Here is a 13382-nt window from a genome sequence, read left to right as displayed (position 1 = left end):
CACTACTTGGGGATGATGGGGCGATGGCGAACACCTCACGGCGGGCACTGCGGCTGCTCTCCTCGTTCGGATCGCGCCGACTGTGGCCCCTGCGCGAACTCGCGGCCACCCTCGGGGTCAGCGAGCGCACCGTCCGCCGCGACATCGAGACCCTGCGCGGGCTCGGCTACCCGATCACCACCGTCCACGGACCCGATGGCGGATACCAGCTCGGCGCGGGGCGCACCCTCCCTCCGCTGGTTTTCGACCACGACCAGGCCCTCGCGGTCGCGGTAGCCCTGCAGACCGCGCCCAGCACCGTGTTCGGCCTGCGGGACGACGCGGCGCGGGCGCTGGTCACCCTGGAACAGGCCATGCCCGCCGCCCTGCGCGAGGCGATGAAGTCCCTGCGCCTGACCAGGCTGCGGAACTACTGGGAGTTCCCGGCACCGCCCATCGACCCGGCCGCGCTCACCGCGGTGGGGACGGCGGTGCGCCACCGCCATGTCGTCGTCACCGAGACGCTGCGCGCCGACGGCTCACGCCCGGCCCCCGGCGACGACGACTTCCGGCCCGCCCGCCGCATCGAGCCGCACCATCTCGTCGTGTGGGCCGGCCGGTGGTACCTGGTCGCCCACGACCTCGGCGACCACCAGTGGCGGGTGCACCGGGTGGAGAGGCTGCGCATCCGGCCGACCACCTGCACTTTCCGGCCGAGGCAGCCCCCGTACGACGACCTCGCCCACTTCGTCATGAGCAGCCACGACCGCGGCGACGTCCCCGCCGCCTGGGAGTGCACCGGAAGCGCACGGCTCAACCTGTCGGCCGGGACCGTCGCCCGCTGGGCACCCAGCGGCTCGGTCGTCGAACACCTGGACGCCGAACACTGCCGCCTCACCCTCGGGGCCTGGTCCTGGGCCGGCGTCGCGGGCATCCTCGCGACCTTCGACACCGAACTCACCGACCTCCACCCACCCGAACTCACGGCCGCCTGCCACCGGCTCGCCCACCGCCTGGGCACGGCCGGCGACCCCGGGGAAGAGCCGTAGCAGGCGCTTGAGAGCTCGGCCCCCGGACGGTGGACGTCCCGGAGCGAGTCCACGACCATGACCCGCATGCCTACTTGGACGATCAGCCCCGAACCCGTCGCCGGCACGGCCGTGGACACGGTGATGAGGCAGTACTTCACGGAAATGGGGCAGCGGGTGCTGGGACGCCCGGCGACCGAGGCCGAACTCCGCACCGTGCTCGCCAAGGACCCGCACGAGGGCCTCCGCCCGCCCCACGGCGAGTTCCTCGTCGCACGCGGCGAGGGGGGTGAGTTCCTCGGGTGTGCGGGGCTCCGGCTGCTGCCCGGCAGTCCGGGGACCGCCGAACTCAAGCGGATGTACGTGAGTCCCACCGGACGGGGAGCGGGGTTGGGCCGCGGCCTGTTGAACGCTGTCGAACAGGCCGCACTGGGGTTGGGCGCCTCCCGGATCGTGTGCGAGACCAACACCGAGCTGACCGAGGCGCGGGCCATGTACCTCCGGTACGGCTTCGAGGAGACCACGCCGTACGAGGGCCATGGCGAGGCGGACCACTGGTACGCGAAGGCCCTGGGCCGCCCGACGGAGCGCCGCTAGCCGATGGCTCTGGGCCGGCCGACGGACCGCGGGCGGACCGTGCCTTGCAGATTGGGCCGTGCTGATCACGTCGGGCCGCCCGCGTCGGGTCGACCGTGCTGGGCTGATCGCATCGGGCCAAACGTGGCTGGCCGTCCGTACCGGGCCGATCGCGCCGGGCGGACAGGGCCGGGCTGATAGCGCCGGGTCGACCGTGCTGGGCCGCCCGTGCCGGGCCGATCGCGCTGGGCCGATCGTGCCGCGCTGATCGCGCCGGGGCGCCCGTACCGGGCGGATCGCGCCGTGCTGATCGCGCCGGGGCGCCCGTGCCCGACCGGTCGCGGCCGGGCCGATCGCGCCGTCCCAAGCCCCCCGTACGCCCATTTACTCCGCGTTGCATGCCCGTTGAATGAGGCGGCCAAGGTGGTCACAGCAAGCGGGGCCCGTCGGTGGCGCCGGGGGTGGGCGCGTGTGTCCGTATCTCCGGTTGTCCCTGCCCCTTGAGCCCCTTGACCTCCCTCGGAGCAGATCCATGACCGACTCGCCTTCTCCCCGCCCCTCCGCAGAGGCCGCGTCCGACGTCGCCGCCCCCGGCGTACCGGCCGGGGCCCTGCCGACCGTCGTGCTCGTGCACGGCGCCTTCGCCGACGCGTCCAGCTGGCGGGCCACCGTCACCCGGCTGCGCAGCGCCGGCTACCCGGTGCTGGCCCCCGCCAACCCGCTGCGCGGCCTCGACCACGACGCCGCGTACCTCCGTGGGCTGCTCCTGAGCGTCGACGGCCCGAAGATCGTCGTCGGACACTCCTACGGTGGCGCCGTCATCACCAATGCCGCCGCGGGCGTGCCCGGCGTCAGGGCCCTCGTGTACGTCGCCGCCTTCATCCCGCAGGACGAGGAGACTCTCGGCGCACTGATGGAGCAGCACCCGGATTCCACGATTCCGCCGCTGCCGCAGCAGACGTTCTCCTACACCCGGCCCGACGGGAGCACGGGGGTCGACGTCTTCCTCGACCCGGCCCGCTTCCACGCCTCCTTCGCCGCCGACGTCCCGGCGCACGAGGCGGCGTTCATGGCCGCGGCCCAACGGCCCATCTCCGTCGACGCGTTCGGCCAGGCCACCCGGCGTGCCGCGTGGCAGGAGCTGCCCTCGTGGGCCCTGGTCGCCACGGACGACCAGGCCATCGGGGCGCGGCTGGAGCGCTTCATGGCGGAGCGGGCCGGTTCCCGGATCACCGAGGTCGCGGGGTCCCACGCCGTCATGGTCAGCGACCCCGACGCGGTGAGCCGCATCATCGAGCAGGCGGACCTGGCCACCCGCTGAGCGCCCTTTGCCGTCGGGCGGCGGGCAGGGGCAGGGGGCGGCGGCATGTCACCGTTACGGTCCCCGGTCCCCGGTCCCCGGTCCCCGGTCCCCGCGCCCGCCGCCTCCGGCACGGCACAGGTCAGACCGACGGCACCCGCCGGGTGCGTCGGTCGGCCGGCTCGCACCAGCCGGGGGAGAGGCCATGGGCGCGGACGCACGTCAACGCTGCCGCAGCCCTCGCCCGGCGTGCCGAGCGGCGCAACCGACGGCCGGTTCGAGAACGATCGCGCCCGCCGCCCGCCGCCCGCCGCCCGCCGCCCGCCCCCCGCGCCCTGTGCGCTCAGCACCTCGGCCGGTGCGTGAACGATCGCGCCCGCCGCCCACGCCCCCCGCGCCCAGCACCTCCCCACCGCACCCCCGCCCCTCCTCTCCCGGCCCCGCCGGACGAAACGGAAACCGCACCGCCATGCCCCAACCCCCCTGCCCCACCACGCCGGACCGACTGCCGCACACATCGGCCCCGGTCGACGAACCGCCGGCCACCGGCGCCGCGGCGCGGCGGCAGCGACGTCGTTCACGGTTCGGAGCCAGCTCTCCCGCCACGCTCCTCCTCGCGTTCGCCGCCCTGTATCTCCTCGCCGTGCTGACGCCCCTCGGCCAGTCCGCGGAGAACGCGCTGGTGCGCGGGTACGCCGACGGTGCGCGGATCTCCGTACTGACCCAGTCCTGGGGGCCGCCGCCGTTCACGGACGAAGAGGCGACGCTCCTCGTGGGCGCGGTCCTGATCGTCGTGGTCGCCGCGATCCGCCGGCGCCGGCGGGAGGGCGTCGCGGGCCTCGTGACGGTGGTGGCCGCGCTCGGCGTCACCGAACTCCTCAGCACGTACGTCCTCGGCCGCCCCGACCTGGTCCACGCGCCGCAGCCACTGCTCGCGCCCAGTTTCCCCAGCGGGCACGTCGCCATCGCCGCCGCGCTGACCCTCGGGCTGGCCCTCGTCGCCTCCGAGCGATCCCGCCCCTACGTCGTCGGCGCCGGCGGGCTGTGGACCGCGGTCACCGCGGGCGGTGTCCAGTCGCTGTACTGGCACCGGCCCAGCGACGTACTCGGCGCGACCCTCCTGGCCTGCGCCTGCTACGGCCTCGCCGGACGGCTCCTGAAGGTCGCCACCGTTCCGGAAGACACCGTTCCGGAAGCCACCCGGGTACGCGTCCTGCTCCCGCTGGGCGTCGCCGCCGTCGGCGCCGTACTGGCCAGTTCGCGCGACGACGCCCTGGCGCGCCCGCTGGTGTTCGCCGCGGCGGCCCTGGTGTGCGCGGTACTGATCCACGTCACCGTCCTCACCCCCTCGGCCGGTGCCCGTACACCGCGGGCGAGCCGCGGGTGAGCGTGCCGCGGCGGCGGGTACGGCGAAGGCCGGTGCGGATCCAGGAGATCCGCACCGGCCTCCGGGGGCGTGGCGGCCCCGACGGGGTGGTCCTAGGCGTGACGGCGTGCGCGGGCCGCCGCGTAGGCGGCGCTGCGGTCCTTCGAGAGCCGGTCGCGCGGGGCCAGCACACCCGGGGGCAGCCGCAGCGGGTCGAACGGCGGCTCCGCGGACGGCTCCTGGACACCGGTGAGGGCGAGAGTGCCGAGCGGGACCGTCCCCGTACCGGCCCACAGCCGGGTCGGGTCGTGCAACTCGTCTTCCGGGCCCGGGAGATGGGCCGTCAGCTCGAAGCGGGCCGGCAGCCGGTCGGCGAGGTCCCGGGTGAGGTAGTCGCCCGGCAGCGCCAGCGCCTCCGCGGGTTCCAGGGCGGGCAGCGGGTGCAGGGGCCGCAGGCTCAGCCGTACCCACCGGGTGGTTCCCGCCGCGTCCACCAGGCCGAAGGCGTGCACCGCGTGGTAGGTCACCCCGGTGAAGCTCGGGACGGGCCGGGCCTTTGCCGCGAAGCCCAACGCGGTCTCCGCCTCCGGGTGTTCGCGCAGGAACGCGGGGAGGGCCGCCGGGTCGCCGGACCGGGTGGCGCGCAGGAACGCGACCAGGTCCGCCCCGGTACGGACGAAGAACACCGGCAGGGTGAAGGTCACGAGGTCCAGGTCCCCGACCCGGATCGCGAGCCCCTGGTCGCCGGGGTCGCCGTCGTGCCCGCCGGAGCCGCCCAGCGTGGTGGAGAAGCGGGCCGTCACTGGCGTACGGGGCGCGGCGAACACCGGTGCGGTGCTGATCCCGGCGGCCCCGGGCGACGGGACGAACTCGCCCTGCGCCCAGGTGCCGCGGGCGTGCAGCAGCCGCTGCGAAGGGGCCGCGTCGGAGGTCGCGGCCAGTTGTTCCACGAGGTGAGTACCCGTGTTCTGCGTCGTGCTGTTCATGGCACAGACCGTAGGGACGGGGTTTTGACCGGCGCATCGGTCACCGTATCGGTCGCGCCGAAGCACACGACGACGTTGCACGAATGGCGAGAGATGAATCTTCTGGGTCGCGGCAGGGAAAAGACGGAGCTCGACGGCATCCTTCACGGAGCGCGCAAGGGCACGGGGGCGGCACTGATGCTCTGGGGCGATCCCGGCATCGGGAAGACCGCGCTGCTGGAGTACACGACCGCCGCCGCGGCCGACTTCACGGTCCTGAGCTGCCGCGGCACCCGGATGGAGTCCCAGCTGGCCTTCGCCGCCCTGCACGAGCTGCTCTGGCCGGCGGCGGACCGCATCGACGCACTGCCCGCACCGCAGGCCGCCGCACTGCACGGCGCCCTGGGGCACAGCCAGGAGACCGCCGACCGCTTCCTCATCGGAGTGGCCACCCTCACGCTGCTCTCCGAACTCGCCGGAGAGAAGCCGGTGCTCCTGACCGTGGACGACGCGGACCTGCTCGACGAACCGACGGCCGAGTGCCTGGCCTTCGTCGTCCGCAGACTGCGCACCGAGCCGGTCGCCCTGCTGCTCACGGGGCACAGCGACCCCGCCACGGACGGCCGCTGGGAACTGCTGCCCGGCCTGGAGATCCTCCCGATGCCCGACGCCGAAGCGGCCGAACTCGTACGCCACGACAGGCCCGCCGCGAACGAACAGGACGTGCACCGCACGGTGCGGCTGGCCGCCGGAAACCCCCTGGCGCTGCGCGAGCTGCCGTTCGCCGGCGAGAGCGCCGCGGACACCGGGGAGGCGATGGAACGCGTCCCCGTCGGCCCCCGGCTGCGGCGCGCCTTCGGGGCGCGGGCCGCCCGGCTCTCCCCCTGCGCGCAGCAGGTGCTGCTGGTCGCGGCGGCCGAGGACCTGGGCGACCACCGCACGGTGCGCGAGGCGGCGACCGTACTGGGGGCCGGACCCGCCGCCTGGGACGAGGCGATGCGCTCCGGGCTCCTCCTCGTCTCCGACGGGCGCATACGGTTCCGGACACCGCTGCTGGCCGCCGTCGTGTACGAGCAGGCGCCCTTCGCCCAGCGGCAGCCGGTACACCGCGCGCTCGCGCAGGCACTGCGCGGCGCCGACGGCACCGACCTGCGGGCCTGGCACCTGGCCGCCGCCGCGGACACGGCCGACGAGGAAGTGGCCGCGCTCCTCGAACACTGCGCGCGCAACGGCTGGACGCGCGGCGGCTACGCGTCGGCGGCGCGGGCGCTGTGCCGGGCGGCCGAACTGTCCCCCGTACCCACCGACGCGGCACGCCGGTACGCGCTGGGGGCACTGGCCACCTGGGGGGACGGGCAGGTGGCGGCGGCACGCGAGCTGCTCGACCGGGCCGACCGGCTCGCGGGCCCCGACGGGGGCACCGACCTGGTGGTCCGCGAGAGCGAAGGGCTGCGCGGGATCATCGAGTTCGCGCACGGCGACCAGGAACTGGCCCACCGGCTGCTGCTGGACGCCACCCGCTCGGTGTCCGATCCGCGGAAGGCGGTGCAGCTGGCCTGCCTGGCGGTACGGGCCGGCTGGTCGGGCGGCAGCGCCGCGCGCCAGGCCGAGGCGCTGCACCGGCTGGAGGAGCTGACGGACGACGCGCGGTCCGCCGAGGCCGACCTGCTGCCCCTGATCAGGAAGTGGTGGGGCGACGGGCCGGACACCGACGCGCCGCCGCTGACCGACGAGACCTTCGCCCAGCTCGCCCGGGGCTCCTGGCGGCTGATCCCGCCCGCGCCGCTGGCCGTGGCATGGGGCGTGGAGCAGCCCCTGGCCAGGGCGTACCGGAGCGAGCTGGAGGTATTGCGCCGCACGGCGGAGGTCAGCCCGCTGGTGCTGACCGTCCCGCAGACGGCGACCATCGACATCGTGCACGGACGGTGGACGGAGGCTGCCGCCAACGCCGCCGACACCCTCCACACGGCCGAGGAGATCGGCGCCGACCACGCGGCCTCGCAGTGCCGCAACACCCTCGCCTGGCTGGCCGCGCTGCGTGGCGACGAAACCGCGGTCGCCGAACTCACCGCGAGGACACTGGAGTTGTCGGTGCCGCGCGGAGCACGCGCGCTGACGGCCGCCGCCTACTGGAACCGGGGCATGGCGGCCCTGTTCGCCGGACGCTCCCAGGACGCCCTGGAGACCCTGCTGCGGGTGGCCGAACCCGGGCACCGGGCGGCGCACACCACCTTCGCCCTCCTCGCCGCCGCCGACACGGTGGAGGCGGCGAGCGGCGCCGGCCGCCCGGAACAGGGAGCGGACGCGCTCGGACGCCTGACGCAGTGGGCGGAGCACACCGGGGCGCCCTGGGCGGTGGCCGCCGCCTGGCGCAGCCGGGCACTGCTCGCGGAAACCGGTGCGGAGGAACTGTTCGTACGGGCCCTGGAGGTGCCGGACGCGAGCCGGCACCCCTTCGCCCACGCACGCACCCGGCTGCTCTACGGCGAGTGGCTGCGGCGCGCCCGCAGGAGGACCGACGCCCGCGTGCAGCTGGCCGAGGCGGCGGAGGTCTTCCAGCGGCTCGGCGCCACCCCGCTGCTCGCCCGCAGCCTGCACGAGCAGGAACTGACGGGGCAGCGGCTGCGCCGCCCCGAACCGTCCCGCGACAGCCGCGAACCCCTGCTGACGCCCCAGGAACTGCGGGTGGCCAGACTCGCCGCCGACGGCCTCACCAACCGTGAGATCGCCGCCCAGCTGCTGATCAGCCCCCGCACCGTGGGCCACCACCTGTCCAACGTCTTCCCCAAGCTGGGCATCGTGGCGCGCGCGGAGCTGGCCCGGGTGGACTTCGACAACGGGCTGCGGCTGCTGGACCGCCGCCCGGGACCGGCGGCAGGCCGATGAACCGCGCTTCGGCCGACGCGACGACCTGCGCCGTCGCCCGTACGACGAACCGCACGGCGATCTGCGCGATGACCGATGCGGTGACCGATGCCGAACCGGCCGCGGCTTCCTAGCGTGCTCCCCATGAACAACGACACCCCGCAGTACGACCCCGCGTCCCTGCCCACCCTCGTCGTGGGGGGCGGCTCGGCCGGGGCCGTGCTCGCCGCCCGCCTCAGCGAGGACCCCGCCCGCCGGGTACTGCTCCTGGAAGCGGGACCCGCGTACGAACCCGACGGGTACCCCGAAGAGGTCGCCAGCAGCAGCCTCCTCGGCGGGTACACCGGCCACGACTGGGGCTACCTCTCGGAGCCCGGCCACATCGGCCACCCCGTCGCCGCCTACCGGGGCAAGGTCCTCGGCGGCAGTTCCGCCGTCAACGGCTCCGTCGCCGTCCGGGCCCTGCCCTCCGACTTCGCCCGCTGGTCCGAGCGGGGCCTGAAGGGGTGGTCGTACGAAGAGATCCTGCCGGCGTTCAAGGCACTGGAGTCCACCACGGCCGGCCGGGACGACCTGCACGGCCGCACCGGCCCGCTCCCGGTCGCCCAGCTCACCCGGGACGACCTCAGCACCATGGAACGCGCCTTCGTGGACGCGGCCCTGGCCGACGGCATCCGCCCGGTCGACGACTTCAACGGTACGGACCCCGAAGGCGTGGGCCCGTACCCGATGAACGTCAAGGACGGCGTCCGGATCAACACCGGCATGGCCTACCTGACCGCCGAGGTCCGGGCGCGGCCCAACCTGACGCTGCGCGCCGACGTCCTCGTCGACCGCGTGACCTTCGAGAACGGGCGGGCCACCGGCGTGCTCCTCGCGGACGGCACACCGGTGCCCGCCGCGGAAGTCGTCCTCAGCGCGGGCGCCTACGGCAGCGCGGCGATCCTGCTGCGCTCGGGCATCGGCCCCGCCGAGGACCTCGGCGCCCTCGGTATCCCCGTCGTCGCGGACCTGCCCGTCGGCCTCCGCCTCCAGGACCACCCCTTCTACTACAACGCCTACGCCGCCGACCCCGACCGGATCGGCGAGCAGACCCCGGTGATCGGCGCCAAGGTCTGGACCGCCAGCTCCGAGGCGGCCGAGGACGAACTGGACCTGCACATCACCGCCACCCACCTCTTCGACCACAGCACCAGCCCCACCGGGGTCGGCTTCGTCCTCGCGGTCGCCCTGGTGCACCCCGCCTCCCAGGGCACCCTGACCCTGAACAGCCGGGACCCGCTGGACCCGCCGCGCATCGACCTCAACTTCCTCGCCGAGCCGGGCGACCGCCGCCGGCTGACCGAGGGCGTCAAACTCGCCCGCAGGCTCGGCGCCACCCCGCCGCTGGCCGGCCTGGTCAAGGGCGAACTCAACCCGGGCCCGCAGGTTTGGAGCGACGCCGACATCGAGGCGTCGATGCTCGCCACCCTGGACACCTACCACCACCCCACGTCGACCGCCCCCATGGGCGCGGACGACGACCCGACGGCCGTCACCGACCGGCTCGGCGCGGTGCGCGGGGTGCCCGGACTGCGCGTGGTCGACGCCTCGATCTTCCCCGACGTCCCGTCGGCAGCAACCAACCTCACCGTCATCGCGGCGGCCGAGCACATCGCCCGCCAGATCTGACCCGCACCATCCCCATCTGATCCACCCACCCGAAGGACATTCCGCAATGCAGCACGCCCGCAACTACATCGACGGCCAGTGGACCGACTCCGCCCGCAGGACCGAGTCCCGCAACCCGTCCACCGGCAAGGTCCTGGGCACCTTCGCCGACGCCGGGGCAGACGAGGCGAAGGCCGCGATCACCGCGGCCCGCCGCGCCTTCGACACCACCGACTGGGCGCGCGACCGCAACCTGCGCGCCAGGGCCCTGTTCGAGATGGCCGACCGCCTTGAGGCCCGGCGCGACGAGTTCGTCACCCTGCTCGCCCGGGAGAACGGCAAGATCCTCAGCGAGGCGGCCTTCGAGATCGACCTCACCGTGCCCAAGCTCCGCTACTACGCGGCACTGGCTCTGAGCGACCACGGCAGCTCGGGCGAGGTCCGCCCCGGCCTCTACTCCATGACGCTCCGCGAGGGCGCCGGCGTCGCCGCGGTCATCGCCCCGTGGAACTCGCCCGTCGTCCTGGCAGTCCGCTCCTTCGCCCCCGCCCTGGCCGCCGGCTGCACCGTGGCGATGAAGCTCCCCGGCCAGACCGGCCTGGTCAACGGCCTGCTCAGCGAGGTGATCGCGCAGACCGAAAGCCTCCCGGCCGGAGTCATGAACGTCTTCACCGAGTCGGGCAACGACGGCGCCCCGCTGCTCATCACCTCCCCGGAGGTCGACGTCATCAGCTACACCGGCTCCACCGCGGTCGGCCGGATCATCGCGGCCAACGCCGCCCCCACCCTCAAGGCGCTCTCCCTGGAGCTCGGCGGCAAGAGCCCGATGATCGTCTTCGACGACGCGGACCTCGACGTCGCCGTACCCGTCCTCACCAAGGCCGTCACCACCTTCACCGGCCAGTTCTGCATGACCGGCAGCCGCATCCTGGTCCAGAGCGGCATCGCGGACGAGTTCCGCCGCCGGATGACCGCCTCGCTCGCCGCCGTCAAGGTCGGCCCCGGCGACGACCCCGCCAGCGAGATGGGCCCGCTGATCGACGAGCACAACGCCCGGCGCGTCGAGGAGGTCGTCGCCGGAGCTGCCGCCTACGCGAAGCTGCTGGTCCGGGGCAGCCGCGACGGCGCGTTCCTGCACCCGTCGCTGATCGAGGTCGAGGACGTCGACGCGCCGGTCGTGCAGCAGGAGGTGTTCGGCCCGGTCGCCACCTTCGAGGTGTTCGAGACCGAGGCCGAGGCCGTCGCCCGCGCCAACGCCACCGAGTTCGGCCTGGCCGCCTCCCTGTGGACCCGCGACGTCGACCGCCCGCTGCGCGTCGGACGCGAGATCCAGGCCGGCACCGTGTGGACCAACACCTGGGCCATCGTCCACGACATGTTCGAGGAGGGCGGGTTCAAGCAGTCCGGCATGGGCCGGCTGAACGGGATGCGCGGCCTGGAGGAGTTCCAGGAGACCAAGCACTACGTCCACGCCGCACCGCGTGCCTGACCGGACCGATCCCGTCCCCGCGCCCGGCGAGTGTGCCGGAACCGTCCTCGCCGGGCGCGGCGACGTGGCCCTCGTCGCGGCCCGAACCGTCGAGGCGGGCCACGAGGAAGCCTTCCAGGAGTGGGCGCGGGGCGTGCTGGCCGCGGCGTCCACCGCCCCCGGCAACCTGGGCGGCGGCCTCTTCCACCCCGCTGCGGACGGCGACCCGTGGATCTTCGTACACCGCTTCCGCGACCACCGGGCGCTCCAGCAGTGGAACCGGTCCCCGCAGCGCGCGGAGTTCTTCGCCCCGCACCAGGGGCACCGCCACACCGAGGTCGCACGACGCGAACTGGCGGGCCTGGAGGGCTGGTTCACCGCCCCGGGCCGGGAGGCCGTGGTACCGCCCCGCTGGAAGACGGCGGTCGCATCCGCCCTCGGGATCTTCCCGATCTCCCTGCTCGGCACCTCGCTCCTCGCACCCCGCCTGACGGCGCTGCCCGAAGTGGCCCGCACGGCCGTGTTCGCCGCGCTGTTCAGCGTGCTGATGACGTACGTGGCCATGCCCGCCGTCACCCGAATCCTGCGCCGGTGGCTACGCCCCGGCGCCCCCACCCCCAACGGCGGCCGGCGGTCCGACCCCGGCGCCCGATCCCTCAGCAGCAGAAAGAGAACGACATGACCACCGCAATCATCGGAGCCGGCAACATCGGCAGCCGGCTCGCGACCAACCTGGTGGCGGGCGGCGAGCAGGTGCTGCTCGCGGCCCGCGACCTCACGAGCGCGCAGCTCCTCGCCGACTCACTGGGCGACCGGGCCACCGCGGTGACGGTCGACGAGGCCGTCGACAAGGCGGACGTGATCGTCCTCGCCGTCTGGCTGGACGTGACGAAGGAACTGCTCGCCCAGTACGGCGACCGGCTGGCGGGCAAGATCCTCGTCGACCCCTCCAACCCGATCGCCCCGGACGGCAACGGCGGCTTCGTCAAGACGATCGGCGCCGAGGAGTCCTCCGGCCTGCTCCTGGCCGGCCTCCTCCCCGAGGGCGCCGCCCTCGTCAAGGCCTTCGGCACGCTCTCCGCCGACACCCTGTCCGCCGCCTCCCGCCGCTCCCCGCGGCCCGCGGTCGGCTTCTACGCCGCCGACGACGCGGCCGCGGGCGCGACGGTCGCCCGGCTGATCACCGCGGCCGGCTTCGACCCCGTACGGGTCGGCGGCCTCGACCAGTCGATCCGCATCGAGGTCTTCGGCGACCTGCACGAGTACGGCGCCCTGGGCAGGGCGGTGAACAGCACCGAGGCGTTCGCCGTGCTGCCGCCCCTCACCGCGGCGGACCGGTTCGAGATCTTCGAGCAGCTCACCCTCCACCAGCGCCGCATCGACAACGACGCGAGCCGCGGGTCGGCCGACGCCTATGTGGACCTCTACTGGCCGGAGGCCGCCTTCACCGTCCACGACCTGCGGACCCAGACCTTCTACGGACCCGAGGGCCTGAAGAACCTCTACGACTACGCGCACAGCGTCTTCCCGCTGGAGAAGTGGTTCCACGAGGTCGGCTGGTTCGAGATCGAGGGCGGCGGCGACTCGGCCGTCGTGTCGTGGCGCTGGCGCGTCAACTGGAAGGAGGGCAACGAGGGAGTGGTGTCGTCCGGCACCTACCAGGACCGGTTCGAGCGCCGCGACGGCGTGTGGAAGGTGATCGAGCGAGTCTCGGACATCGACCCCAACTGGCCCGCCGCCCTGTTCCAGCCGTACGTCGGCCGCCAGGACGAACTGTTCACCGCCTCCTGACGGCAGCCGTCGACGGAACGGGCCGCTCCCCCCACCGATGGGGGGAGCGGCCCGCTCCGTTCCCGCACCGAGCACCGAGCACCGAGCTCCGGCGGGCCCCGCCGTGCCCGCGCCACGGTCAGCCCTCCAGCGATACGAGCCCGTGCAGCCGCCCCAGGACCCGGCCGATCGTCATCGGGGGAGCAGGCGGCCTGGAGGTCGAACCGGCTCCGGACCTGCTTCGGTCGCGCCGAGGACATCGCGCCCGGCGAGCGCATCGGCCGCTTCCGTACCGGCGGTGACCAGCCCGTCCTGGACGCCGGGGGCGCAGCCGGATCTGGCGGAGGACGCGGCGGTCGCCCTCGTGGACGAGGCCGAACTGCCGCGCTTCGTGCAGTGCCGCTTAATGGATCGG

General features: G+C 74.2%; 10 protein-coding genes. 9 read left to right on the top strand and 1 reads right to left on the bottom strand.

The window, feature by feature from the left end; translation table 11 throughout:
- Positions 1-23 precede the first annotated feature (23 nt).
- From ACFYVL_RS02035 to ACFYVL_RS02020, 4 genes are all read left to right on the top strand, one after another.
- Positions 24-1028 (top strand): helix-turn-helix transcriptional regulator, encoded by a 1005-nt coding sequence (locus ACFYVL_RS02035; protein ID WP_389240767.1) that lies wholly within the window; start codon positions 24-26, stop codon positions 1026-1028.
- A 66-nt stretch (positions 1029-1094) separates the two neighbouring features.
- Entirely contained in the window at positions 1095-1604 is a 510-nt protein-coding gene (locus ACFYVL_RS02030; RefSeq protein ID WP_389240765.1) for a GNAT family N-acetyltransferase, read from the top strand.
- 511 nt (positions 1605-2115) lie between these two features.
- Positions 2116-2904 (top strand): alpha/beta fold hydrolase, encoded by a 789-nt coding sequence (locus tag ACFYVL_RS02025; protein WP_389240763.1) that lies wholly within the window; start codon positions 2116-2118, stop codon positions 2902-2904.
- 448 nt (positions 2905-3352) lie between these two features.
- Positions 3353-4270 (top strand): phosphatase PAP2 family protein, encoded by a 918-nt coding sequence (locus ACFYVL_RS02020; RefSeq protein ID WP_389240761.1) that lies wholly within the window; start codon positions 3353-3355, stop codon positions 4268-4270.
- A gap of 92 nt (positions 4271-4362) precedes the next feature.
- Here the strand turns inward: ACFYVL_RS02020 and ACFYVL_RS02015 are convergent, their stop codons facing one another.
- Positions 4363-5235 carry a catalase gene (locus tag ACFYVL_RS02015; protein WP_389240759.1) on the bottom strand — a complete coding sequence of 291 codons (873 nt, stop codon included), beginning with the start codon at positions 5233-5235 and terminating at the stop codon, positions 4363-4365.
- Positions 5236-5328: 93 nt separating this feature from the next.
- Here ACFYVL_RS02015 and ACFYVL_RS02010 point away from each other — a divergent pair, with 93 nt between their 5' ends.
- The 5 genes from ACFYVL_RS02010 to ACFYVL_RS01990 all read left to right on the top strand — a co-directional run bounded on the left by ACFYVL_RS02010 (position 5329) and on the right by ACFYVL_RS01990 (position 12988).
- Complete coding sequence (locus tag ACFYVL_RS02010; protein ID WP_389240757.1) at positions 5329-8100, top strand: AAA family ATPase; 2772 nt, start codon at positions 5329-5331, stop codon at positions 8098-8100.
- A gap of 123 nt (positions 8101-8223) precedes the next feature.
- Positions 8224-9750 (top strand): GMC family oxidoreductase, encoded by a 1527-nt coding sequence (locus ACFYVL_RS02005; protein WP_389240755.1) that lies wholly within the window; start codon positions 8224-8226, stop codon positions 9748-9750.
- Positions 9751-9796: 46 nt separating this feature from the next.
- Positions 9797-11218: an aldehyde dehydrogenase family protein gene (locus ACFYVL_RS02000; protein WP_389240753.1), complete on the top strand. Its 1422-nt coding sequence runs from the start codon at positions 9797-9799 to the stop codon at positions 11216-11218.
- The gene (locus tag ACFYVL_RS01995) at positions 11211-11879 is read left to right on the top strand and encodes an antibiotic biosynthesis monooxygenase (RefSeq protein ID WP_389240751.1); all 669 of its coding nucleotides are present in this window, start codon (positions 11211-11213) and stop codon (positions 11877-11879) included. Before ACFYVL_RS02000 ends, ACFYVL_RS01995 begins: the two co-directional genes overlap by 8 nt.
- The gene (locus tag ACFYVL_RS01990) at positions 11876-12988 is read left to right on the top strand and encodes an NAD(P)-binding domain-containing protein (RefSeq protein WP_389240749.1); all 1113 of its coding nucleotides are present in this window, start codon (positions 11876-11878) and stop codon (positions 12986-12988) included. Before ACFYVL_RS01995 ends, ACFYVL_RS01990 begins: the two co-directional genes overlap by 4 nt.
- Positions 12989-13382: the final 394 nt, after the last annotated feature.

This window comes from Streptomyces sp. NPDC004111 (assembly GCF_042874215.1).
Lineage (GTDB): Bacteria > Actinomycetota > Actinomycetes > Streptomycetales > Streptomycetaceae > Streptomyces.
This window is presented reverse-complemented; position numbering and strand designations above follow the sequence as displayed.

Bases quoted from the DNA above. Each gene is read 5' to 3' on its own strand.
- ACFYVL_RS02025 (WP_389240763.1), top strand. From the start codon at position 2,116: ATGACCGACTCGCCTTCTCCCCGCCCCTCCGCAGAGGCCGCGTCCGAC.
- ACFYVL_RS01990 (WP_389240749.1), top strand. From the start codon at position 11,876: ATGACCACCGCAATCATCGGAGCCGGCAACATCGGCAGCCGGCTCGCG.
- ACFYVL_RS02010 (WP_389240757.1), top strand. From the start codon at position 5,329: ATGAATCTTCTGGGTCGCGGCAGGGAAAAGACGGAGCTCGACGGCATC.
- ACFYVL_RS02035 (WP_389240767.1), top strand. From the start codon at position 24: ATGGCGAACACCTCACGGCGGGCACTGCGGCTGCTCTCCTCGTTCGGA.
- ACFYVL_RS02020 (WP_389240761.1), top strand. From the start codon at position 3,353: ATGCCCCAACCCCCCTGCCCCACCACGCCGGACCGACTGCCGCACACA.
- ACFYVL_RS02015 (WP_389240759.1), bottom strand. From the start codon at position 5,235: ATGAACAGCACGACGCAGAACACGGGTACTCACCTCGTGGAACAACTG.
- ACFYVL_RS02030 (WP_389240765.1), top strand. From the start codon at position 1,095: ATGCCTACTTGGACGATCAGCCCCGAACCCGTCGCCGGCACGGCCGTG.
- ACFYVL_RS02000 (WP_389240753.1), top strand. From the start codon at position 9,797: ATGCAGCACGCCCGCAACTACATCGACGGCCAGTGGACCGACTCCGCC.
- ACFYVL_RS02005 (WP_389240755.1), top strand. From the start codon at position 8,224: ATGAACAACGACACCCCGCAGTACGACCCCGCGTCCCTGCCCACCCTC.